Here is a 23,004-nt window from a genome sequence, read left to right on the forward strand (position 1 = left end):
ATTTATCGGTATAAATCGTTAAGGCCTTTGCCTTCGATTATCATAGGTAAAATCTTTTCCATTCTACTTGCTTTCGTTTGTTCTCGCTTGGCGTTTGCAATGTATTCCGCATATTCTTTCTGTTTATATGGCGATAGTTTTTTAAAACACCCCTTTACTTTGGGCTGTGCTTTGAATACCTTTTCCAGTTCAGGAGGAACGGTTACGCGGGTAATTTTGCTTTTAGGACTTCTGGCCAGTTCAATACCTTTCTTTTGGTTTTCAATAGCTTCGTTTATATATGCCGAAACTTTAATGGGGTCAATATCTTTTTCTGAGAAAAATTTCCAGTGGCGCATGGCTTGGGTCTTTCCTTCTTGGGCGTTTTCAAGAATGTTTCCGGGGTCGCCTAAAAAGACACCGTTAAAGAACCAAATACCAAAATGATTCTTGAATTTACAAATGGCCAATACATTCTTCTGGTTGATAGTATAGGTTGGAAAATTCCACTTATAGGTCTCAACAACATCGGTTTTTAAAACCAGATCTCGCAGTTGGCCAATGGCTTTTTTAAAGTGATGTTCTTCGGCAAAATAGGCCTCAATTTTTTCGGATGTATCCATGTGCTTATGGACTTTTAAGATTCTCTCTTAAAGGTAAGCATTTGTCTTTACACCGCTCTTTTGGCTACAAGCTCACATATTTTAATTATGACTTCAGTAGCTTTTATCATACTTTCCACGGGAACGTATTCGTATTTACCATGAAAATTATGTCCTCCGGCAAAGATATTAGGACATGGTAGCCCCATATAGCTTAATTGCGAACCATCTGTTCCGCCACGTATGGGTTTTATGATCGGGGTAACACGCATGGCTTCCATAGCTTCTTTTGCCAGTTCCACAATATGAAAAACAGGTTCTACCTTTTCGCGCATGTTAAAATACTGGTCTTTAATTTCCAAGCTAATACAATTGCCGTGAATGTGGTTCAGTTTTTCGGTGATATCACGAAGCAGTTGCTTCCTGTTTTCAAAGTGCGTTTTATCATGGTCCCTTACAATCAATTCAAATTCGGCATGTTCTATTTCGCCCTTTATATGGTGTACATGAAAGAACCCCTCTCTACCCGAGGTATTCTGGGGTGTTTCTTCCGGGGGCAGGATTTCTAAAAATTCGCTGGCAATGCTTATGGCATTTACCATTTTGTTCTTGGCATATCCCGGGTGAACACTTTTTCCTTTGATGGTTACTTTGGCGCTAGCTGCATTAAAATTTTCATATTCCAACTCACCAACTTGGCTTCCGTCCATAGTGTAGGCCCAATCTGCGCCAAATTTTTCAACATCAAAATGATGTGCCCCTCTACCTATTTCCTCGTCAGGAGTAAAACCTATTCTAATCTTACCGTGTTTTATTTCGGGATGATTAATAAGATATTCCATCGCGGTGATTATTTCCGTAATTCCGGCCTTGTCATCTGCGCCAAGTAGGGTAGTGCCATCTGTAGTAATCAACGTCTGGCCCTTATATTGTAGTAAATCTTCAAAATAATCAGGAGAAAGAACAATGTTTTCCATATGGTTTAGAACAATGTCCTTTCCATCGTAATTCTCAATAATTTGAGGGTTCACATTGGCTCCCGAATAGTCCGGAGATGTGTCAAAATGAGAAATAAAACCAATAGTGGGTACCTCTATATTAAGGTTGCTGGGCAAGGTAGCTGTAATGTAGGCCTTATTGTCAATAGAGACTTCCTCCATTCCAATTTCCAATAACTCCTCAACGAGCAAATCTGCTAAATACCATTGTTTTTCGGTGCTTGGGGTGGTGCTGGAACTGGGGTCGCTTTGGGTATCTATTTTTACATAGTTTAGAAAGCGATCAATGATATTTTGCATTGGTATATTTTTAAACCAAAAGTACAAAATTGGGGGTACTAGAAACAATAGAAACTTTTTTTAAGATTATGTTTTTAGTGTTTTTCTTACGTTAAAAATAAAAAATACTTAACTTTTCAATGAATTAACTCAAATAACTAATTATGAAAAAGCAGTATTTAATGTGCTATGTGCTCTTTATGAGTGTCATAGGAATTGCTAGTGCCCAGATAACGGGTACGGTGTTAGACGAAGATGGTGAACCTCTGCCCGGAGCTTCGGTAGTTGTGAAGGGTACAACTACAGGATCTACTACGGATTTTGATGGTTTATTTTCTATTGATGCAGAAGTGGGGGACAAGCTGGTCATTTCCTACATTGGTTATGAAACCAAAGAAGTAACCGCTGCGGCCGGTGGCATGAGTGTGCAATTATCTTCAGGAGTAGCGTTGTCCGAAGTTGTGATTATTGGTTCGCGTAATCCTAACAGGACGGCTACGGAGAGTATGGTTCCGGTAGATGTAATCAGTATGAAGGAACTGAATAGCGTTGCGCCTCAGGTAAACCTGAACCAAATTTTAAATTATGTAGCTCCCTCGTTTACTTCAAATACCCAGACCATTTCAGATGGTACGGATCACATTGACCCAGCTTCTTTAAGAGGTTTAGGGCCTGATCAGGTTTTGGTATTGATCAATGGTAAAAGAAGGCACACTTCTTCCCTTATAAATGTTAACGGTACTTTTGGACGGGGTAGTGTTGGTACGGATTTAAATGCTATACCAGCGGCAGCAATTCAACGTATAGAAGTTTTAAGAGACGGTGCAGCTGCCCAGTATGGCTCTGATGCCATAGCAGGTGTTATTAATATAGTCTTGAACAAGAGTGTAAACGAATTAAATACAACAGTTACAACAGGAGCTAATTTCTCTAAAAATGCCAACGATCAAACGGGTGGTGTTGATGGTGCAACAACTAACGTTTCTGCAAGTTATGGGGTTCCATTGGGGCAAAATGGAGGCTTTTTAAATCTTTCCGGTGATTTTGATGTTCGTCAGGATTACAGTAGAATGAGAGAGTGGGAAGGTGATGTTTTTAATCAATACAACGTGGTTGAAAGGTTTGCGAGGAACGATGGTTATGATTTGACTAATTTATTGGATGATGATGTGGCGGATGTAATTCAATATGCAAATCAAGCAGGGATAAATTTGAACGGTGCATCTACAAAAGCGGAACTTCAGCCCATTTTATCTGCGGATGCAACGGACGCGGAACTTGCTGCAAGGGGACAGGAAAGAAGTGACTATAACATGAGAGTGGGTCAGTCTGCATTACGTGGTGGTCGAATTTTCGCCAACTTTTCTATGCCTTTAGATGATAATGGAACGGAAGTGTATTCTTTTGCGGGTATTAGTTCTAGAACTGGTAATTCTGCAGGTTTTTACAGATTACCCAACCAAAGCAGGACATTTACACCTGCATATAATAACGGATTTTTACCTGAAATTAATTCCACGATAAAAGACAGGTCTTTATCTGTAGGGATTAAAGGAAAAATTAATGAGTGGGATGTTGATTTAAGCAACACCTATGGAAAAAACTCTTTTCTATATACTATAGGAAATACTTTTAATGCTTCCATGCAAAATGCCTCGCCAACAATTTTTGATGCAGGTGGTTTCTCATTTGCTCAGAATACGGCCAATTTGGATGTTTCCCGTTTTTTTGAAGATGCATTATCTGGTTTAAATGTTGCCTTTGGAGGGGAATATAGAGTTGAGAATTATGATATTGAAGCAGGAGAAGAAGCTTCGTATTCTCAATATACGGCAGATGGTCAACGTATCACTTTAGCATCGCAACAGCCATCACAAGATTTCTTTGGAAATGGAAGACCAGGAGGTTCTCAAGTATTCCCTGGGTTTAGTCCTAATAATGAATTATCTAGAGGTAGGAGCAGTGTTGCAGGTTATATAGATATAGAGGCAGATTTCTCTGAAAAATTCTTGGCCAGTTTTGCCACGCGTTTTGAGAATTATAGCGATTTTGGTTCTACTATCAATTTTAAATTGGCCACGCGTTACAAAATCAATGACAACTTAAATATTAGGGCAGCAGCCAATACAGGTTTTAGAGCGCCCTCTTTACATCAGATAAACTTTAATTCCACCTCTACAATTTTTGACCAGAACGGAGATCCGCAGGAAGTGGGAACTTTTGCAAATGATAGTAGAGCAGCAAAGCTTTTGGGAATTCCGGAATTGAAGGAAGAAACTTCAAGTAGTGTTAGTGTTGGATTCACAGCGAAAATTCCAGATGCAAATCTTACATTAACGGTAGATGGTTATTATGTAGAAATTAATGACAGAGTAGTGTATACTGGACAGTTTAGCGGCCCAGGTACAGGAACTGAATTGGACAATTTGCTCCGCCAGGCCAATGCTACCGCAGCCTCCTTCTTTGCGAACGCTATTAATACGGAGTCTCGTGGGTTGGATGTAGTGCTTACTCATCAAGCTAACTTAAGCGATAATTGGAGGTTAAAATCAGATTTAGCCGGTACTTTTTCTAAAACCAATCAAATAGGTGATATTAACGCATCGCAGGTTTTAGAGGATGCTGGTTTAGTTGATACGTATTTTCCAGAGGATAGCAGGGTGTATTTGGAAGAGGCCGTGCCACGTACAAAAATCAACCTATCTAATAGTTTAACTTCCGATAAGTGGATAATGTTCTTAAGAAACGTATACTTTGGAGAAGTAACGGAAGCCACTACGGTTGTGGAAAATCAGCAGGTTTTTGGCACCAAGTTGGTGACGGATCTTTCCATTGGTTACAAAGCCACGGATGCTTTAACACTTACGGTAGGAGCCAACAATTTATTTGATATCTATCCGGATAGAGCGGAAGAGCAGTTTAATAACCGTAGTTCAGGTCGTTTTGATTGGTCCCGTAGAGCGCAACAATTTGGTATTGGAGGTCGCTTCTTATTTGCTAGGGTAAACTTTACATTAAAGTAAGACTTTAAAGAGAAAAATTAGTTTAGAAAGGCTGCCCCACTGGGGCAGCTTTTTTTATGTAAATGAATCATACACAGGAGAAATATAATTTTTTGGTTAAATAGTTGTTTATATAAACGAAGTTGAATTTTAATCAAGATTATATGTATCGTAAAATATATGGTTTTATAGCATTCATGATGTTTTTTTCTGTGGGATATGCACAAAGTTGTACATTGGATATAGGTGGAAAAAACAGTGAAACCATTAAAACGATTTTTCAACTGAACGAGGAGCAGATAGTTCTCATGGAGGCGCTTCAGGGAGAATTGGCAGTGACTACAAAAAGTGTTGAGGAGCAAATTGAAAAGCTACTCGCGCAACATCCGCAAAGTACGCAGGAAGATCTTATAAAACTGGCCGAAAAATATAAAGGGCTGCAACAGCAATTGGTACAGGCAGCTTATGATAGTGATAAAAAACTGCTATCTGCTTTCAACACTAAACAATATGAGCGTTATCTTCAGCTCTGTAACGAAGCTATAAGGCTTCCTATAAAAGTGGTGCCAAAGAGTTACGAAATACCTGTAGAGGAGGAGTAAAGAGTCGCCGGTTAGGCCGTGATGACCTATTTCAATTCAGTACTTAGGATTTTAAAATTGTAATAAGTTGTGTCTATACTAGGCTAAGTTTGTATTTTTGCGCAAACACTACACACCTTCATGTATAAGACCTTTCTTCAGCCGTTACTTTTCTCGCTAGATGCAGAAAAAGCCCATCACGTTACCTTTTCATTAGTTCGTTTTCTTTGTAAGATCGGTTTTTCCGGTTTGTTCAGGGCTATTTATAAGATTGAGGACCCGCGCTTGGAAAAGGAAGTTTTTGGGATTAGGTTTAAAAACCCAGTGGGACTGGCCGCTGGTTTTGATAAAGACGCCAAACTTTACAATGAATTGTCCAACTTTGGTTTTGGTTTTGTTGAAATAGGTACATTAACTCCAAAACCACAGGAAGGAAACCTTAAAACAAGATTATTCAGGTTAAAGCCGGACCAAGCCATAGTAAACCGAATGGGGTTCAATAATATGGGGGTCGTAGATGCTGTAGAACGATTAAAAAAAGAACATAAAGTTCTTATTGGGGGCAACATAGGTAAGAATAAAATAACTCCTAATGAGGACGCCGTTTCAGATTACCTTATCTGTTTTAATGCGCTTTTTGACCATGTAGATTATTTTGTGGTTAATGTAAGTTCTCCCAATACGCCAGGCTTGCGTGAGCTTCAGGATAAAGAACCTTTAACAGCTCTTTTACTGGAACTTAAAAAAGAAAACTCAAAATTAGCTTCGCAGAAGCAGCAAAAAGAAAAACCTATTCTTTTAAAAATAGCACCAGACCTAACGGACGACCAATTGCTGGATATTATTGCTATTGTGGCCGATACAAAGATTGATGGTGTTATAGCCACTAATACGACTATAGAAAGGAAAAATTTAAAATCCGAAGAATCGCTCACGAAGGAAATGGGCGGACTAAGCGGAAAACCACTAACGCAAAGAAGTACAGAGGTAATCCGTTTCTTGGCGGAAAAAAGCAATAAAGCTTTCCCTATAATTGGTGTAGGTGGAATTCACTCCGAAAAAGATGCTTTGGATAAATTGGAAGCCGGTGCAGATTTGGTTCAGCTGTACACGGGTTTTATATACGAAGGCCCAGCATTGATAAAGCGCATTAATAAGGCTATACTAAAGCAGTCCTAAAAACCTAAGGATATAGTTTTAATTAGATTGTCCTCGGTTTTACTTTGTCCAATAATCAACCACTAAAACACCATCTAGGTATGGGCCTAGAGCATCTGCAAAAGCTTTGTGGTCTGGGTGTGGTAAATAAGTGGCACGGTCTTCTTCGCTATTAAAAGTTAAGAAAAAACAATGGGTAAAACCGTCGTTCAGACCTTCGGGGCTATTGTTCAATCCCCATTCGTAGCCTACAATTTGTGGAATTTTTGAGGGTAAAGCGGTAAAGGCGTCCTCCACTTTTTTAATATCTTCCTTAGAAGTTTCAGGTTTGAATTTAAACAATACTACATGGCGTAATAAACTATCTTTTTGCATAACGGTTTCGGCTGCGGGTTTTGTTTCGTTCCTGATTTCAAACGCCACTAAAAGCAACGCTACTAGAACTAAACTTAGGGTAAAGGTAATCTGACTTTGTTTCATGGCCTTATTTTTAAGATGCAATAACGGTTATGGTCCAGCATAAGGGGAATTGCGACCAACTAAAAAAATACAATCCAAGCACATTTTTTTTGAACTCCAGATTTTACACAAGATATAAAAAAGAGTAGTTACTTTAGCGTAAATAACAAGGTTTCCAGTCTAAAACTGGGATGGCTAAGATTTGTATTAAATTTAAGCAGGAATTAGATTACCATGAATTACGAAACTCTTTATGCGTTTATGTTGGCTACGGCAGCCTTGTCCGTTTCGCCGGGACCCGATAATATTTATGTGTTGATGCAGAGTTTGGTAAACGGCAAAAAGTATGGATTGGCAACTACGGCCGGGCTTATTTCCGGTTGTTTGATTCATACAAGTTTGTTAGCCTTTGGAGTATCTGTTCTAATAAAAGAAAGTGAAACGCTGTTTTTTGGTATAAAATTACTGGGGGCCATATACCTATTTTACTTGGCCTATAAAGTATTTAAAAGTAGCAGTACCTTGGAGCTGACGGAAGGTTCCGTACCTAAAAAAGGACTTTGGCAATTGTTTAAGCAAGGGTTTATAATGAATGTGTTAAACCCTAAGGTTACTATTTTCTTTTTGGCGTTCTTTCCTGGTTTTCTCTTTAGTGAAGAAATAAGTACTACGGTACAGTTTTATGTGCTGGGTCTTATTTTTATGTTCATATCTTCTATCGTTTTTAGTTTAATAGCGGTGCTTTCCGGTAGTATATCATCTTATTTTACAGAAAATTCTAAAGTGGGCCTGTATCTAAAATGGCTTCAAATCATTGTGTTCATTGGTATTGCCGTCTATATTTTAGTATCGGATAATTAATGCTAATTTTGAGTAGGTTTAAGGGTTGGCATGGCCGGTCCATTAGAAAGGAATACGCATGATGGAAAAGGTGAAAGTTATTGAATGTCCCAGGGATGCCATGCAAGGCATCAAACCTTTTATTCCAACCAAGGAAAAGGTAAGGTACATTCAGGCTTTATTGGGTTGTGGTTTTGATACCATAGATTTTGGAAGTTTTGTTTCTCCCAAGGCTATTCCGCAGATGGTGGATACTGCCAGAGTGCTTTCACAACTAGACCTGTCAAAAACAACAAGTAAACTTTTGAGTATCGTAGCCAATGTTAGAGGGGCTGAAGATGCTTCTCGCCATCCTGAAATTCAGTATCTGGGATATCCTTTTTCTATTTCCGAAAATTTTCAGATGCGTAATACACATAAGACCATAGACCAATCCGTAGGAATACTTCAAGAAATACTGAATATTGCGGATGCTTCGGGCAAGGAAGTGGTAACTTATATTTCTATGGGTTTTGGAAACCCGTACGGTGACCCCTGGGATGTGGATATTGTAGGTGAATGGACAGAGAAATTGAGTGCAATGGGAGCTAAAATTTTATCTCTATCGGATACGGTAGGGTCTTCAACACCAGAAGTTATTCAATATCTCTTCTCGCAATTAATACCAAGGTACCCAGAAATAGAGTTTGGAGCGCATTTGCATACAACACCTACCAAATGGCACGAAAAGGTAGATGCTGCATACAAATCCGGTTGCCGTAGGTTTGACGGGGCCGTTCAAGGTTTCGGGGGTTGTCCTATGGCAAAGGACGAGTTGACCGGTAATATGCCTACGGAAAAAATGCTCTCTTATTTTACTGCGGAAAAGGCAGATTCAGGAGTTAATTGGATGGTGTTCGAGGCTGCCTATAACAAAGCTACCGAACTGTTTACTGCCTATCATTAATTCTATTGTCCACCACACATTTTGTCCAGATAGTTGTTCAAGTTTAATTGAAACAAGGTGCCATCTACCAAATCATGTACGGCATCTAATTCTTTTTTGTTCATGGCAAGGGTTATTTGCGGAGCCGGAGTGTCTAAGAGTAAAGACCTGCAGGTTTCGTGTTGGCCACACTCGCTGCACATGGCATTACTGTTCTTTGTGCATTCAATATTCTTTTTAAACTGTTCCAGTTCGTTTTGGGACAATAACAACCCGGTATCCCTAAAAACAATCTGTATTTTTCTAATATCTTTTGTTGAGTTTCTTTTCCATTGGAAAGCTACGCCAAAAGGGTTGTGGTAAATAGGGTTAATGTCTTCCATAATATGTGCTAATTCATTTGGGGTTAAACAATTCTATGATAAAATATTCAAGACTTCAGTGCCTTAAGTCTCATTTCAAAAGTAGTATTTTTATTTAGATTAATTATAAATAGTAACAAAATATATTTTAGTATAGCTAATGCACGCACTATAACTAGGCAGAGCAAATACTAAATTCAATATTATTTAGATTTAATAAGAATAATGTTGCGAGGCACATTTTCATGTATTAAATTTGGCGCTTTATTTAAATCAAGTCTAAATAAATTTCGCACATAAAAATGAAAAAGATTCTTTACACATTGGCTATTAGCTCTGCAGTTCTTCTTACATCTTGTAGCTCGGATGATAATGCTTCGGATATGAACGAAGATATCATGATTGACAACCCCACTAGTTATTCTTTTGAAAGAGATGGAGCAACTACGGTTAGCTTTGGAGGTCAGACTACACGTATCTTAATGGCTCAGGAGCTTTTAGGAGGTTTCACTACTAATACCAATACTGCAGAAACTTTGCAGGCTATGTATGCCCATGAAGAGGGTGCGGATGATTTTGAAGATGCAGATTTGAATGCTTCGGATAAGAGTCTTCGTAGTAAGACTGCGGCTTCTGCCGATTATTTTTCAACCAACGCAACAGATCAAGCCCTTATTCGTGTAGATTTTGAATCATGGATAGACGGTCAGGTAAATGAAGTTTTTGCCAACTGGAATGTTGCTGCCGAAGCTGGAGTTGCAGGTCAATTGGCGGATGGGGAGAGAACCCGTTACGTAAATGCAAAAGGTCTTGAATACAATCAATTGTTCGCCAAAGGGTTGATTGGAGCCTTAATGACCGATCAAGCATTAAACAACTATTTGAGCACAGCGGTTTTAGATGAAGGTTCTAGCCGTGCTGATAATGACGCGGGAACTGTATTGGAAGGCAAGTCCTATACCAATATGGAGCATAAGTGGGATGAAGCTTATGGATACGTTTACGGACTTAATGCCGATGCTTCCAACCCTAATGCAGATCTTGGTGCGGATAGCTTTTTGAACGAGTACATCGGGAAATTAGAGGAGGATTCTGATTTTGCTGGAATTGCTGATGAGATTTTTCAGGCTTTTAAATTAGGTCGTGCTGCTATTGTAGCTGGAGATTACGAAGTTCGTGATGCTCAGGCAGATATAATTAGAGAAAAAATATCAGAAGTAATTGCTGTTAGAGGTGTTTTTTACATGCAACGTGCGAAAGAAACATTGGCCGAGGAGACTCCAAATTATGGAAGTGCTTTTCATGCTCTCTCTGAAGCATACGGCTTTATCTATAGCTTACGTTTTACCCGCAAACCGGGTACGGATGCTCCTTACTTTACCAAAGCTGAATCTGAGGCACTTTTGGAAGATTTAATGGGAGATGGTGCTAATGGATTATGGGATGTTAAGGCTGAAACTATTGATATGATTTCAGAGGATATTGCATCAAGATTCGATTTTACTGTTGCCCAAGCAGCCGAGTAACAAAGGGTTGTAATTACTAAAATTTAAGTGTTGTAAAAAAAAAGCAGCTTCTGTTAAGGTTTAACAGGCTGCTTTTTATATTTTTGCTTACTTAGAATAAATAAAAATAAGGTATGAGGAGGTTTTTTGCCATTGTAGCTGTAGCGGCAATGATTTGGGCTTGTAGCTCTGATGGAGGAAGTGATCCCACAGATGATGTTGTAGTAGATCCAAACCCGGATCCGGTAAGTTTTGAGCGTGGCCCCATGCTGGTGAATTGGGCAGATAATATAATTATACCTTCTTACGAGGCATTTTCTACCGAAATAACGGACTTGCAAACGGCGTTTGATGCGTTTAAAACTGATTCAAACGAGGCTAATTTTATTGCTTTTAGAGCATCATGGTTGTCCGCCTATAAAATGTGGCAAAGGGTTTCTATGTTCGAAATTGGACCGGCAGAAACAGTAGGTTTTCGTTTGAATATGAATATTTACCCTGCGGATAATGATAAAATGGACGGTTTTATAAGTTCAGGAGGGTATGATTTGGCTTTGGCCTCTAACAGGGACGCAAAAGGTTTCCCTGCTTTGGACTACCTGATTAATGGTCTGGGTGATACGGACCAAGCTATTTTGGACAGATTCAATGGAACCGAAAAAGAGAATTTGGTTTCGTATTCAGGTGATATTATTGCAGACATGGTAAGTCTTACCCAAGGTGTTCTTGCAGAATGGAACTCGGGATACAGAGCAACCTTTGTGGCCAATAACGGAGCGTCCTCAACCGCGTCCGTAGATCGTTTTATTAACGACTATGTTTTTTACTATGAGAAATTTTTGAGAGCGGGAAAAATGGGTATTCCCGTAGGTGCTTTTTCTGAAAATGTACTTCCTCAAAACGTAGAGGCCTATTATAAGGCAGATATTTCTAATGAACTATTCTTAGAAGGGCTTGAAGCTGTTCAGGATTTTTTCAATGGTGTTCATTATGGTAAAACCACTTCCGGAGAAAGTTTGGCCTCTTATTTAGATGCATTGAACACAGTTAAGGATGGAGATGATTTAAAGAAATTGATAAACGATCAGTTTAATTTAGCAAGAACCAAGGTTCAGGAATTGGAGCCTTTTCGAAAAGAAATAGAAGACAATGTGCCACCTACCAATATGCTTTTGGCCTATGATGAGGTGCAACGTATTGTTCCATTGCTAAAGGTAGACATGGTATCTGCCATGAGCGTAAGTATTGATTTTGTTGATGCAGATGGCGATTAGAAAATGACCCGTTTCATTAGTAAACATATATCAGCCCCAATAGAGGCCGCCCCTTTGGCGGTCTTTCGCATTTTATTTGGCGTAATGATGTTGCTTAGTATTGTAAGATTTTGGAGTTATGGATGGATAGAAAAATTATACATTCGGCCTAAATTTTTCTTCTCGTATTATGGTTTTGAATGGGTCAAGCCCTTGGGTGTCTATACCTATTTCATATTTGTCATCTGTGCATTATCTGCCATCTTTGTGACATTGGGCTATAAATACAAAGTGGCTATTGTTACCTTCTTTTTAAGCTTTACGTACATAGAACTAATGGATAAGACTACCTATCTTAACCATTACTACTTTATAAGTCTGCTTAGCTTTTTAATGATTTTTTTGCCGGCCAATGCCTATTTCTCTTTGGATGCCAAACAAAGGCCGCAAATAGCATTTCAGAAAATTCCGGCGTGGACGGTCAACAGTATAAAGCTCATGTTGGGCATTGTCTATTTTTATGCTGGACTTGCCAAACTAAATTCCGATTGGCTCCTTAAGGCCATGCCCCTAAAAATTTGGTTGCCCTCCAAGTTTGATACGCCTTTTTTTGGGCAGTTTTTGCATGAAGAGTGGGTGCAATACGCTTTCAGCTGGTTTGGAGCTGGATATGACCTGGCAATTCCATTTTTGCTTTTGTGCAAGAAAACACGTCCTTTTGCTTTTATTATGGTGGTTATTTTTCATGTGATGACGCGGGTGTTGTTCCCTATAGGCATGTTTCCGTATATCATGATCATATCAACCTTAATATTTTTTGATTCGTCTTTTCACCATAAGTTTCTAAACTACTTGGCAAGCTTTTTTCGCATAAACAAAAACCGATTTGATAATGGAAAGGTTTTGGCTTTGTCAGTTAGGGAAAAAGCCAACCCAAAACTGATTTTAATAGCACTGTTTTTTGTGGTGCAGTTGGTAATGCCCTGGCGTTATTTAGCATACCCGGGAGAGTTGTTCTGGACGGAAGAAGGTTACCGGTTTTCTTGGCGGGTAATGTTAATGGAAAAATCGGGCTATGCACAATACAAAGTAGTCAGTAAAGATTCAGGTAAATGGTTTTACGTGGATAATTCCGATTTTTTAACGCCATTTCAGGAAAAGCAAATGTCTTTTCAGCCAGACTTTATTTTAGAATATGCCCAGTACCTGAAAAAGCATTTTGAAAATGACGGGCACAAAAACGTACAAATATTTGTAGATAGCCGGGTGGCGCTAAATGGTAGATTAAGCACTACCTATATAGACCCCAAAGTAGACCTTGGCCAAGAGCGGGAGTCGTTTGAACATAAAAAATGGATAATACCTTTTACTGATGAAATTAAGGGAATTTAGTATTGTACTTATAGCATTTCTAACCGCATTAAGTGCTGTTGGCCAAATTAGTATTACCGGTAAAGTGGTAGATAACAAAGGTAACGCTGTACAAGATGCAGAGGTCTACCTAAAGGAACTCAGGCTTTTAGAAACTACAAAGGCAGATGGCAATTTTGTTTTTTCCAACATTCCGGGGGGTAAATACACTATTGTGGTGTTTGCTTTTGAGTATGAAGTCTATGAAAAGGAACTGACTTTTGACACGGCCTTCAATCTTAATATTCAGCTAGAGCGAATAAAGTCGCAAGCGCTTTCAGAAGTAGTTCTAACTGAAAGACGAGAGAAAGTATTCGCTTTAAAACAACTTAAAAAAGTAGAGGGTACCGCTATATATGCAGGAAAGAAGACAGAGGTAGTTCTTTTGGAAGGCCTTACGGGAAACCTTGCGGCCAATAACGCGCGTCAAATATATAGTCAGGTTGTGGGGCTTAATATTTATGATAATGGCGATGCCGGCCTACAGCTGAATATTGGGGGTAGGGGATTGGACCCTAACCGTACCGCCAATTTTAACACGCGTCAGAACGGATATGATATTAGTGCAGATGTACTGGGTTATCCAGAAAGTTATTACACCCCACCTGCGGAATCCCTCGAGGAAATTCAGGTGGTGCGTGGTGCCGCTTCTTTGCAGTACGGTACCCAATTTGGAGGCTTGATTAATTTTAAGTTCAAAAAACCGAATCCAAATAAGGAAATAGAACTCATTTCTCGCCAGACCGTTGGTTCGTACGATTTGTTTACGAGCTTTAATAGTTTAAGTGGTACAGTGGGTAAGTTCAGTTATTACACTTATCTAAATTATAAGGATGGTAACGGGTTTAGACCTAATTCTAATTTTAACAGTAAGAATTATTTTACCCATTTGGGCTATGAAATATCGGATAGGACAAAGGTGAGCTTGGAAACCACATTTATGCATTATTTGGCTAAGCAGCCTGGCGGACTGACCGATGCCCAGTTTTATGCAGACCCCACTTTTAGCAATAGAGACCGAAACTGGTTTGAAGTAGACTGGCGTTTGTATTCATTGCGATTAGACCATGCGTTTTCTGCCAAAACAGATTTTAGCCTAAACATATTTGGTCTAAATGCCTCGCGTAGAGCTTTGGGTTTCCGAACTAACAGGGTTTCTGAAGTTGATAATATTGACACCCCTAGAGAATTATTGATAGATGACTTTAGTAACTGGGGCGCAGAGGCAAGAGTATTGACCCGCTATAATTTAGGAGGCACTGAATCTGCACTTTTGTTAGGTTCCAAAATTTATAAAACGGATAATGACCAAAGGCAAGGCCCTGGTACCGCTGCCGCCGATGCTGATTTTACATTTGCCGATGTTGATTTCCCGAATTATGAGAGACAATCCCAGTTTAATTTTCCCAATTTTAATGTCGCTTTTTTTGGTGAAAACATTTTCAATCTTTCGGATAGGTTGGCCTTGACACCCGGTTTTAGATTGGAACATATTAAGACTGAGAGTATAGGGAGCTATCGAGAAATTACGTTAGACTTGGCGGATAACCCGCTGTTGAACAGAGAGGTAGATGATAATAGGGATTTTGAGCGAACATTTTTACTCTTAGGTTTGGGGGCTACCTATAAAGTGTCGCCTAGCGTAGAACTCTACGGTAACTTTTCGCAGAATTATCGTTCTGTAACTTTTAGTGATATACGTGTAGTGAATCCTTCTTTTCAAGTTGACCCGAATATTTCTGATGAAGATGGTTTTACGGCAGATTTTGGTGCCAGAGGAAGGTTTAAAGATGTGCTCTCCTATGATGTAAGTGTGTATGGCCTGTATTATGACAATAGACTGGGAGAAATTCTAAAAGAAGAAACGCGGGTTAATGCAGCTGGCGAAGAAGTTTCTACAGGAAGATTGCTAAGGGCAAGAGGAAATATAGGAACCGCCTTTATTTATGGGCTGGAGAGTTTTGCCAATTGGAGTCTAAAAGAAACTTTCTTTCCGCAGTCGGAAAAGGTGAAGCTTAATTATTTTGCTAATTTGGCTTTGACACAATCTGAGTATCTTTCTTCCGAAAGGAATAATGTGGAAGGGAAAGAAGTAGAATTTATTCCAAAGGTAAATCTAAAAACAGGTTTGAACTTTGGGTATGGAAACCTGTTGGGAAGCCTACAGTATACGTATTTTGACAAACAATTTACAGATGCAACCAACGCCCTTCAGGACGTAGAGGACAACCAGAGAGGCATAGAGGGGGAAATTCCTGCGTATGATATTTTAGATTTTTCGCTTTCTTACACCTATAAAAAATGGAAGTTGGAAGCGGGTGTCAACAACCTTTTGGACAATTCCTATTTTACCCGGAGGGCTACGGGTTATCCCGGGCCGGGCATTATTCCATCTGAACCAAGAACATTTTACACCACCCTTCAGCTTAAATTATAAACGGTTTCCAAAGATATAATCAGTTGATATTCGTGTAGTTGTGTTTTTCTTTTTTATATCGATTTAAAACAAAATATATAGAAGTAGTTTTTTGATGTGAATTAGAGATATTCGCCGTAAGAATGTGGGTGATTTCTGTAGGTTTTAGTTTGCTCGTAATCCAACATTGATAATAAGGTGATAACCAATTAATTTTACTACATTTGCACGCAATTAAATCTTTAATTGCTATGGAAGCCCACCTGAATAAAATTGTTGGAGAAGGTCTCACTTATGATGACGTACTCTTAGTCCCTGCCTTTTCTGAAGTACTCCCAAGAGAAGTAAATATTCAAACCAAATTCACTCGTAACATTACAATAAACGTACCGGTCGTTTCGGCTGCTATGGATACGGTTACGGAATCGCGAATGGCTATTGCCATAGCGCAAGAAGGCGGTATTGGTGTTCTTCATAAAAACATGACTATAGCGCAACAGGCCATTAAGGTGCGTAAAGTAAAACGTGCGGAAAGTGGTATGATCATAGACCCGGTTACGCTACCCCTAGATTCTTTTGTACGTGATGCAAAGGCCAATATGAAAGAATACAGTATTGGAGGAATACCTATTGTAGATGATGAAGGAAAGCTAATAGGTATTGTTACCAACAGGGATCTTCGTTTTGAGAAAAATAATGACCGACCTATTTCTGAGGTAATGACCTCTAAAAATTTGGTTACGGTTAGTGAAGGAACATCATTGGCCCAGGCCGAAGATATTCTTCAAGAAAATAAAATTGAAAAATTACCGGTTGTTGATAAGGATTATAAACTGGTTGGGCTAATTACTTTTAGGGATATTACAAAACTTACCCAAAAGCCAATAGCCAATAAAGATACTTACGGAAGGTTACGTGTTGCTGCGGCCATAGGAGTTACTCCTGATGCCGTAGACAGGGCCGAAGCTTTGGTAAATGCGGGAGTTGATGCCGTAGTGATAGATACCGCACACGGACATACGAAAGGTGTGGTTTCCGTTTTAAAGGAAGTGAAAAAGAAATTCCCGGATTTGGATGTTATTGTTGGTAACATTGCAACAGGCGAAGCTGCAAAATATTTGGTAGAAGCAGGAGCAGATGCCGTTAAAGTAGGTATTGGACCTGGTTCTATTTGTACCACCCGTGTGGTTGCAGGTGTTGGTTTTCCTCAATTTTCGGCCGTGCTAGAAGTGGCTGCCGCTATTAAAGGTTCTGGAGTACCTGTTATTGCCGATGGAGGAATCCGCTATACAGGTGATATTCCAAAAGCGATTGCTGCAGGGGCGGATACGGTAATGTTAGGTTCTCTTTTGGCAGGAACAAAAGAGTCTCCTGGTGAGACCATCATTTATGAGGGAAGAAAATTTAAGTCTTACCGTGGTATGGGTTCTGTTGAAGCCATGAAAGAGGGTAGTAAAGACCGTTATTTCCAAGATGTAGAGGATGATATAAAGAAACTGGTGCCAGAGGGTATTGTTGGCCGTGTTCCTTACAAAGGAGAGTTGTACGAGAGTATTCACCAATTTGTTGGCGGTCTTCGTGCCGGTATGGGATATTGTGGGGCAAAAGATATTGATACGCTAAAGGAAAATGGGCGTTTTGTAAAAATTACGTCTAGCGGTATTAATGAAAGCCACCCGCATGATGTAACCATAACAAAGGAATCACCTAACTATAGTAGATAGTTCATCAATTAAAAACAAAGGCCAAAATTAATTGTTTTGGCCTTTGTTTTTTAAGGTATGTACCCGATAAAGGTCATCTGCAGCTTGCATTAGTTTGTTTTTGAGTGTTGGTTTTAAATCGGGATTTTCGGTTAGGAAATTCTCCAATATGGTATATGCTTCAGCGGATGTATGTTTCCCGATGGTATTTTTCAGCCAGCCTTTTGGAAAGAATATATCTCCGGTTTTTTGAATTTCTTCCAGTATATCAAGACTTGCTCTCAGGTTTTTTAGGCTTTGTTTTTCGCGAAGCGGATGATTTAGATGGCTTAAGGCATCTAAGACCCACGATTCTTTCTGTCGGTTTTTTTCGTTTAGAAGAGCGTTGAAGAATTCATTTCTAACCGTTTCATCATTAGATAAAGAAGGGAGGAGAAAGTTAAATTCCGCCAATTTATCAGGATTGTCTATAGCTTTCTTGGCTTCCAATACTATATTTTCCGAATCTGGGTGATGAAAAAGAACTAAGCTTTCTGCCATAGTGGTATAATCATCCGTATTCAATTTTAAATTTGGCAGCGTAATATCCTTATGCCAAACTTGATACAATTGTGTACGTGATTCCTTCAAGTAGGCAATGGAACGAAAAGTTGAAAACAAGGTTTTCTTTAGATTGGAAGGTAGGTCCGATTGCAATTGGGACCAAAGTTGCTCGGCTAGTATAGGTTGATGCTCTGTTCTTTCATCAGCGGATAAAAATGTCCAGAAAATATGGGTTATATAGCCCGAAAGTAAATTGGCTACAAGTTCATTATTTTCATGGACCAAGTGCTTGCGATAGAATTGGAGTGCCTCCTTTGGTGTAATATTACCCCTTAGAAAATTTTCATAGATGTTGATGAACAGATATCCTCGTGCCACATCATCCGTAATTTTAGGCAGGTTTTCCGTTTCTGATTCGTGCAGCGGGAAAACACCATACCCCATACCATTGGAATTGTACAGGATAGATAAAGGTTTGGGTTTGCCAATGGCTTCAGGAAGGGTAATGCTGCTCCCTGTCATTTGAACGGGAATGTTTACTAAGCTATCTTGGTATACCAAGGTTAAATCAAAAGTCTGGGGCCATATGTGGTAACTATCGTCTTCTGCGGTCTGGCTTATTTCAAAAGAGGCTATGTTTTGGTTAGAATCATATACTATTTGGTCGTGAAATAAAGGGCGCCCAGCAGCATTTACCCAAGTTTCACTCCATTTTTCAACATCTACTTCAGTGTTTTTTGCAAGTATCTGTATAAGGTCGTTCCAAGTGGCATTGCCATTACTGTAGGTTTTTATGTATTCTTGAATACCCTTTTGAAAGGTTTTTTTTCCTAAAATGGTTTCTAACTGGCGCATCATTATCGGAGCTTTGCTGTAGATGATACTTCCGTAAAGCGAACCTGCATTGTTGAGGTTGTTTAATTCTTGGCGAATAGGGTTGGAGCCTTTGGTTCTATCCTCACCGTACGCTCTTGGGTAGTGCGTGGTCATAAAGGAAAGGTCGTGGTTTATATCCGGGAAAGCCGGGTTGGCAATTTTATCCGCTATGAAATTGGCAAAGACTTCCTTCATCCAAACATCATTGAACCAATCCATGGTTACCAAATCTCCAAACCACATATGGCTGGTTTCATGGGCTATGAGTTTTAACCTTCTTAATTTTTGGTTCTCAGTAGAAGTTTCATCTAAAAACAGGACACTTTCTTTATATTGTATTGCACCCACGTGCTCCATGCCGCCATACTGGAACCCCGGAATGGTAGCAAAATCCAGCTTCTGAAAAGGGAATTTGTATTGGGTGTAATCCTCTAAAAAAGCTATGGATTGTTGGTGAAGGTTAAAAATGGTATCCGTGCTATAGGCAACCTTCTTTTTATCCGTTTCCCGGTACAACATAGTCATGTCAAAACCATTTGGATTTTGATGCGTAAGATTGAATTTACCGGCTACAAAAGAGAATAGATAAGTGCTCATTAGGTCCGTTTGGCCAAAATGATGAGTGGTAACCCCGTTATTATCCTCTTTACTTATTTCTGGAGCTCCGCATAGTACAGTCCAATCTTTTGGCGCCGTAATTTCCAGAGAATAGGTAGCCTTTAAGTTAGGCTGGTCAAAACATGGAAAGAGCGTTCGGGCACGGTCCGGAACTAAAAGGGTGTAGAGATAGTCATCATTTCGGTTTAAAGAAGATTCCCCTGCAATGAAATCTATCTCTATTATGTTCTTCCCGGTTTTTAGGTACTTGGAGTCTATTTTAATGTGTTCATGTTCGTGAACAATGACTGTGGTTTTAGAGTTGACGTCAATAGATTTTAAATGGGAAGTTTGTTCTTTAAAATCAAGATACAGTGGGGTATCTACGTCAGAAATTTGAAAAGTTAAAACCAGTTGTGCCGGAATAGGCTGGGTTTTCGCTTCCGGAATTTTAAAATTAAGTTGATAATTGACGTTGGAAACTTGGTTTTTCCTGTAAGTTGCCAACTCTAAAGAAACCCCATCTTCTAACTGAAGAGCTGTGTTGGTACGGTCTTTACAGGATAAGAAAATTAAGGCTGTAACTAATGTAATATAGAGTGCTTTCATGAACTTTTGAACGGGGAGTATTTACTTTGATGAAATGAAAGTACTTAAAAGTAAAAACGAATACAAGAGGTTTAACTAATCTAACTTTTAGAGAATAAAAAACCCTGATATTATTTTACAATATCAGGGTTTTAAAATGTTATATGTAGCTCTTTTGTTTATTTGCTTTCACCGGCATAAGTCTTCCAGTCTTGGTCCTTGTAAATATTATCGCCAAAGTATCTGGCAATATTTAAGAAAGGCTCTGGTTTTTGATAGCCCGGTACAGGAGAAAGCATGTTCATTTCTTCGTCCAGAAAGATAGTGGTTGGGTAACTTAACCTGCCTTGCATAAGGGCTGCGGCAAATTCATGATATCCTTTTCTTCCGGAGGGGATAAACTTATAGGTTTTTCCTTTAAATTCAATGGGTTCCTTACCTTCACCATCTAACTTCACCATATAAAAATTATCGACCATGTAGGCAGCAACCTCAGAATTTTGAAAGGTATCCTTGTCCATCTTTTTACACCATCCACACCAATCTGTATAGACATCTATAAAAATTTTCTTAGGATTTTTTTCCGTTGCAACTAATTCTGCCGCTTCGTTCCAGCTCAACCATTTTACCTCTTGAGCGTTCATGGTTGTGATAGTTAGCCCTATAAAGGCAAACAGGACAAATTTTAAGGCGTATGTGGTGCGTATTTTCATTCTGATTTTTGCGGTATTAGTCCAACTAATGTACCAAAACTAACGAAAATCCAACAAGTTTATTTTGCTAAGGCCTTTTCCTTCTTGGTAGCAAAGAGATTTTTAACATCTATTTGATGTTTGATCAGGTCATCAAAAGTTTCTCGCTCCCTAATTAAAATAGCTTTGCCTTCATGCCAAAGTACTTCTGCAGGTCTAAACCTAGAGTTGTAATTGCTGGCCATGGTAAAGCAATATGCCCCTGCATTTTTAAAGCAAAGAATATCACCTTCACTTATTTCGTTTATTCGCTTGTTACTGGCAAAAGTATCGGTCTCACAAATATAGCCTACCACAGAATAGTAACGTTCCCTACCTTCTGGGTTGGATATGTTAAGGATGCGATGCGTAGCCCCATAAAGCATGGGTCTAATTAAATGGTTAAAACCAGAATCAATACTAGCAAATACCGTTGAAGTAGTTTGTTTTACTACATTTACTTTAGCAAGGAAATTACCGGCTTCACTAACCAAGAATTTCCCAGGTTCAAAAGCCAATGTAAGTTGTTTGCCGTATTCTTTACAGAACTCGTTAAAGCGGGAACCTAGTTTTTTGCCAAGCTCTTCAACGTTGGTTTCAATATCACCATCTTTATAAGGTACTTTAAAACCACTACCAAAATCTATAAAATCAAGGTTTTTAAAGTTTTTAGCAGTTTCAAAAAGTATCTCCGATGCATAAAGGAAAACATCAATATCCAAAATATCACTTCCGGTATGCATGTGTATACCGTTAATGTTCATGTTGGTAACATTAACAATGCGTAACAAATGTGGAATTTGATGAATACTGATACCAAATTTGGAATCAATATGACCTACGGATATATTAGCATTTCCACCTGCCATAACATGTGGGTTGATGCGAATACAAACGGGAACATCTGGGTGCTTGCTGCCAAATTGCTCTAAAATAGAAAGGTTGTCTATATTAATGCGAACCCCCAATTTTGATGCTTCCTCTATTTCTTCCAAAGAAACACCGTTAGGTGTGAAAATGATAGATTCTGGTTTGAATCCTGCCAGAAGACCTAATTGAACCTCTTGTATGGAAACCGTATCCAGGCCACTTCCCAAACTGTTCATTAGTTTTAAGATAGCTATATTGGATAAAGCTTTGGCGGCGTAATTAAGTTTCAACTTCTTTACACTGCTAAAGGCATTTGTAAGTCTTTCAAACTGAGAAATTATTTTTTCCGAATCGTAAACGTAAACGGGGTCTCCATATGTTTTTGCTATATTTAGCAAATCGGCATTATTCATATCTTCGGTATTTAAAGCAAATTTAACCCGTTAATCTTATATGGGCAAAAAAACCGTTACAAATATAAAAAATACAACAAATTGTTATTTTTGAAACATGGGTCTGTGTAATTTAAATTTGCGGTTCGTAATTTCGGTCGTATTTTTAGAGCAAATATTACACTATGAAATTGGCGTTATTACCACTGCAATCTATATTTTTTCCGGGCGAAACCGTACCGCTACATATTTTTGAGGACCGCTACAAGCAATTGATTAAAGATTGTAGAAATGAGGCGGTTACCTTTGGTATTCCTGTTTATATTAATGATAGTATGACTTATGGAACAGAAGTTCAATTGGTAGAAATTGTAAATACTTACGAAGACGGAGCTATGGATGTAACCTGCGTAGCACGCCAAGTTTTTCGTATCCTAAGTTTCAAAAACCAAATGGATGGCAAGCTTTATGCAGGCGGAACCATAAAATTTATTGATAGCGTAAGAGATGCGGATAAATCCTTGAAAAAGGAGGTGCTAGATAAGATTCACGAACTGTACGAGCTTATGGCCGTGCCCTATACCCCGTTGCCGTTAGAGAAGTTCAATAGTTATGTATTGGTACATAAAATGGGGCTTTCGTTTGACCAAGAGTACCAATTATTGCAAATGCCAAGTGAGCGGGATCGTTTGTTATTTATGAAGTCGCATTTAATTTCAACCATATCAATGTTGAGCGAAGTTAATCGTACCAAAAAGACCATAGAAATGAACGGCAACTTTAAAAACTTTGACCCCTTAGATTTTAAGGATTTTAATTTATAATTCTGTTCTCATAGACCATTGTAAAACTTATAAAGTAAAAAAAAGAACGTGATTTAGGTGGATGGACCAGTTATAGGTAAGAGTTTTTAAGGCTTAGGATATATCTACGCA

The 23,004-nt window shown here is 38.9% G+C and carries 18 protein-coding genes; 11 read left to right on the forward strand and 7 right to left on the reverse strand.

What is annotated here, in order from left to right:
- Nucleotides 1–2: 2 nt before the first annotated feature.
- Both H9565_RS17175 and pepT read right to left on the reverse strand, forming a co-directional pair.
- On the reverse strand, nucleotides 3–602 hold the full coding sequence (locus tag H9565_RS17175) for a YdeI/OmpD-associated family protein (RefSeq protein WP_215441490.1): 600 nt from the start codon (nucleotides 600–602) through the stop codon (nucleotides 3–5).
- A 47-nt stretch (nucleotides 603–649) separates the two neighbouring features.
- Complete coding sequence (gene pepT / locus H9565_RS17180; protein ID WP_215441492.1) at nucleotides 650–1,879, reverse strand: peptidase T; 1,230 nt, start codon at nucleotides 1,877–1,879, stop codon at nucleotides 650–652.
- A 143-nt stretch (nucleotides 1,880–2,022) separates the two neighbouring features.
- Here pepT and H9565_RS17185 point away from each other — a divergent pair, with 143 nt between their 5' ends.
- The 3 genes from H9565_RS17185 to H9565_RS17195 all read left to right on the forward strand — a co-directional run bounded on the left by H9565_RS17185 (nucleotide 2,023) and on the right by H9565_RS17195 (nucleotide 6,620).
- Nucleotides 2,023–4,881, forward strand: a complete 2,859-nt coding sequence (locus H9565_RS17185; RefSeq protein ID WP_215441494.1) for a TonB-dependent receptor — start codon at nucleotides 2,023–2,025, stop codon at nucleotides 4,879–4,881.
- Nucleotides 4,882–5,024: 143 nt separating this feature from the next.
- Nucleotides 5,025–5,462, forward strand: coding sequence for a hypothetical protein (locus tag H9565_RS17190; RefSeq protein WP_215441496.1), 438 nt, complete (start codon nucleotides 5,025–5,027; stop codon nucleotides 5,460–5,462).
- A 120-nt stretch (nucleotides 5,463–5,582) separates the two neighbouring features.
- The gene (locus tag H9565_RS17195; protein ID WP_215441498.1) at nucleotides 5,583–6,620 is read left to right on the forward strand and encodes a quinone-dependent dihydroorotate dehydrogenase; all 1,038 of its coding nucleotides are present in this window, start codon (nucleotides 5,583–5,585) and stop codon (nucleotides 6,618–6,620) included.
- Nucleotides 6,621–6,659: 39 nt separating this feature from the next.
- Here the strand turns inward: H9565_RS17195 and H9565_RS17200 are convergent, their stop codons facing one another.
- The gene (locus tag H9565_RS17200) at nucleotides 6,660–7,079 is read right to left on the reverse strand and encodes a Dabb family protein (protein WP_215441500.1); all 420 of its coding nucleotides are present in this window, start codon (nucleotides 7,077–7,079) and stop codon (nucleotides 6,660–6,662) included.
- Nucleotides 7,080–7,292: 213 nt separating this feature from the next.
- Between H9565_RS17200 and H9565_RS17205 the strand changes: the two genes are divergently transcribed.
- On the forward strand, nucleotides 7,293–7,919 hold the full coding sequence (locus H9565_RS17205; RefSeq protein WP_215441502.1) for a LysE family translocator: 627 nt from the start codon (nucleotides 7,293–7,295) through the stop codon (nucleotides 7,917–7,919).
- A 58-nt stretch (nucleotides 7,920–7,977) separates the two neighbouring features.
- Complete coding sequence (locus H9565_RS17210) at nucleotides 7,978–8,844, forward strand: hydroxymethylglutaryl-CoA lyase (protein ID WP_215441504.1); 867 nt, start codon at nucleotides 7,978–7,980, stop codon at nucleotides 8,842–8,844.
- A 2-nt stretch (nucleotides 8,845–8,846) separates the two neighbouring features.
- Here the strand turns inward: H9565_RS17210 and H9565_RS17215 are convergent, their stop codons facing one another.
- Nucleotides 8,847–9,206, reverse strand: a complete 360-nt coding sequence (locus H9565_RS17215; RefSeq protein WP_215441506.1) for a hypothetical protein — start codon at nucleotides 9,204–9,206, stop codon at nucleotides 8,847–8,849.
- Between the two features lie 281 nt (nucleotides 9,207–9,487).
- Here H9565_RS17215 and H9565_RS17220 point away from each other — a divergent pair, with 281 nt between their 5' ends.
- From H9565_RS17220 to guaB, 5 genes are all read left to right on the forward strand, one after another.
- Nucleotides 9,488–10,711: a DUF4856 domain-containing protein gene (locus H9565_RS17220; RefSeq protein ID WP_215441507.1), complete on the forward strand. Its 1,224-nt coding sequence runs from the start codon at nucleotides 9,488–9,490 to the stop codon at nucleotides 10,709–10,711.
- A gap of 113 nt (nucleotides 10,712–10,824) precedes the next feature.
- The gene (locus H9565_RS17225; protein WP_215441509.1) at nucleotides 10,825–11,964 is read left to right on the forward strand and encodes an imelysin family protein; all 1,140 of its coding nucleotides are present in this window, start codon (nucleotides 10,825–10,827) and stop codon (nucleotides 11,962–11,964) included.
- A 3-nt stretch (nucleotides 11,965–11,967) separates the two neighbouring features.
- The gene (locus H9565_RS17230; RefSeq protein ID WP_215441511.1) at nucleotides 11,968–13,335 is read left to right on the forward strand and encodes an HTTM domain-containing protein; all 1,368 of its coding nucleotides are present in this window, start codon (nucleotides 11,968–11,970) and stop codon (nucleotides 13,333–13,335) included.
- Complete coding sequence (locus tag H9565_RS17235) at nucleotides 13,316–15,790, forward strand: TonB-dependent receptor domain-containing protein (RefSeq protein WP_215441513.1); 2,475 nt, start codon at nucleotides 13,316–13,318, stop codon at nucleotides 15,788–15,790. The genes H9565_RS17230 and H9565_RS17235 overlap by 20 nt, the downstream gene beginning before the upstream one ends.
- Nucleotides 15,791–16,020: 230 nt before the next feature.
- Nucleotides 16,021–17,493, forward strand: coding sequence for an IMP dehydrogenase (gene guaB, locus H9565_RS17240; RefSeq protein ID WP_215441514.1), 1,473 nt, complete (start codon nucleotides 16,021–16,023; stop codon nucleotides 17,491–17,493).
- Between the two features lie 27 nt (nucleotides 17,494–17,520).
- Here the strand turns inward: guaB and H9565_RS17245 are convergent, their stop codons facing one another.
- The 3 genes from H9565_RS17245 to lysA all read right to left on the reverse strand — a co-directional run bounded on the left by H9565_RS17245 (nucleotide 17,521) and on the right by lysA (nucleotide 22,090).
- Nucleotides 17,521–20,097: a M1 family metallopeptidase gene (locus H9565_RS17245; protein WP_215441516.1), complete on the reverse strand. Its 2,577-nt coding sequence runs from the start codon at nucleotides 20,095–20,097 to the stop codon at nucleotides 17,521–17,523.
- Between the two features lie 158 nt (nucleotides 20,098–20,255).
- Complete coding sequence (locus tag H9565_RS17250; protein ID WP_215441518.1) at nucleotides 20,256–20,789, reverse strand: thioredoxin family protein; 534 nt, start codon at nucleotides 20,787–20,789, stop codon at nucleotides 20,256–20,258.
- A gap of 59 nt (nucleotides 20,790–20,848) precedes the next feature.
- Nucleotides 20,849–22,090: a diaminopimelate decarboxylase gene (gene lysA, locus H9565_RS17255; RefSeq protein ID WP_215441520.1), complete on the reverse strand. Its 1,242-nt coding sequence runs from the start codon at nucleotides 22,088–22,090 to the stop codon at nucleotides 20,849–20,851.
- A 164-nt stretch (nucleotides 22,091–22,254) separates the two neighbouring features.
- Here lysA and H9565_RS17260 point away from each other — a divergent pair, with 164 nt between their 5' ends.
- On the forward strand, nucleotides 22,255–22,893 hold the full coding sequence (locus tag H9565_RS17260) for an LON peptidase substrate-binding domain-containing protein (RefSeq protein WP_215441522.1): 639 nt from the start codon (nucleotides 22,255–22,257) through the stop codon (nucleotides 22,891–22,893).
- The last annotated feature ends 111 nt before the right edge of the window (nucleotides 22,894–23,004 follow it).

The organism is Zobellia russellii (genome assembly GCF_018728565.1).
GTDB lineage: Bacteria > Bacteroidota > Bacteroidia > Flavobacteriales > Flavobacteriaceae > Zobellia > Zobellia russellii.

What these genes read in the sequence shown, in the direction of transcription:
- H9565_RS17175 (WP_215441490.1), bottom strand. Translation starts at nt 602, where the DNA reads ATGGATACATCCGAAAAAATTGAGGCCTATTTTGCCGAAGAACATCAC.
- pepT (WP_215441492.1), bottom strand. Translation starts at nt 1,879, where the DNA reads ATGCAAAATATCATTGATCGCTTTCTAAACTATGTAAAAATAGATACC.
- H9565_RS17185 (WP_215441494.1), top strand. Translation starts at nt 2,023, where the DNA reads ATGAAAAAGCAGTATTTAATGTGCTATGTGCTCTTTATGAGTGTCATA.
- H9565_RS17190 (WP_215441496.1), top strand. Translation starts at nt 5,025, where the DNA reads ATGTATCGTAAAATATATGGTTTTATAGCATTCATGATGTTTTTTTCT.
- H9565_RS17195 (WP_215441498.1), top strand. Translation starts at nt 5,583, where the DNA reads ATGTATAAGACCTTTCTTCAGCCGTTACTTTTCTCGCTAGATGCAGAA.
- H9565_RS17200 (WP_215441500.1), bottom strand. Translation starts at nt 7,079, where the DNA reads ATGAAACAAAGTCAGATTACCTTTACCCTAAGTTTAGTTCTAGTAGCG.
- H9565_RS17205 (WP_215441502.1), top strand. Translation starts at nt 7,293, where the DNA reads ATGAATTACGAAACTCTTTATGCGTTTATGTTGGCTACGGCAGCCTTG.
- H9565_RS17210 (WP_215441504.1), top strand. Translation starts at nt 7,978, where the DNA reads ATGATGGAAAAGGTGAAAGTTATTGAATGTCCCAGGGATGCCATGCAA.
- H9565_RS17215 (WP_215441506.1), bottom strand. Translation starts at nt 9,206, where the DNA reads ATGGAAGACATTAACCCTATTTACCACAACCCTTTTGGCGTAGCTTTC.
- H9565_RS17220 (WP_215441507.1), top strand. Translation starts at nt 9,488, where the DNA reads ATGAAAAAGATTCTTTACACATTGGCTATTAGCTCTGCAGTTCTTCTT.
- H9565_RS17225 (WP_215441509.1), top strand. Translation starts at nt 10,825, where the DNA reads ATGAGGAGGTTTTTTGCCATTGTAGCTGTAGCGGCAATGATTTGGGCT.
- H9565_RS17230 (WP_215441511.1), top strand. Translation starts at nt 11,968, where the DNA reads ATGACCCGTTTCATTAGTAAACATATATCAGCCCCAATAGAGGCCGCC.
- H9565_RS17235 (WP_215441513.1), top strand. Translation starts at nt 13,316, where the DNA reads ATGAAATTAAGGGAATTTAGTATTGTACTTATAGCATTTCTAACCGCA.
- guaB (WP_215441514.1), top strand. Translation starts at nt 16,021, where the DNA reads ATGGAAGCCCACCTGAATAAAATTGTTGGAGAAGGTCTCACTTATGAT.
- H9565_RS17245 (WP_215441516.1), bottom strand. Translation starts at nt 20,097, where the DNA reads ATGAAAGCACTCTATATTACATTAGTTACAGCCTTAATTTTCTTATCC.
- H9565_RS17250 (WP_215441518.1), bottom strand. Translation starts at nt 20,789, where the DNA reads ATGAAAATACGCACCACATACGCCTTAAAATTTGTCCTGTTTGCCTTT.
- lysA (WP_215441520.1), bottom strand. Translation starts at nt 22,090, where the DNA reads ATGAATAATGCCGATTTGCTAAATATAGCAAAAACATATGGAGACCCC.
- H9565_RS17260 (WP_215441522.1), top strand. Translation starts at nt 22,255, where the DNA reads ATGAAATTGGCGTTATTACCACTGCAATCTATATTTTTTCCGGGCGAA.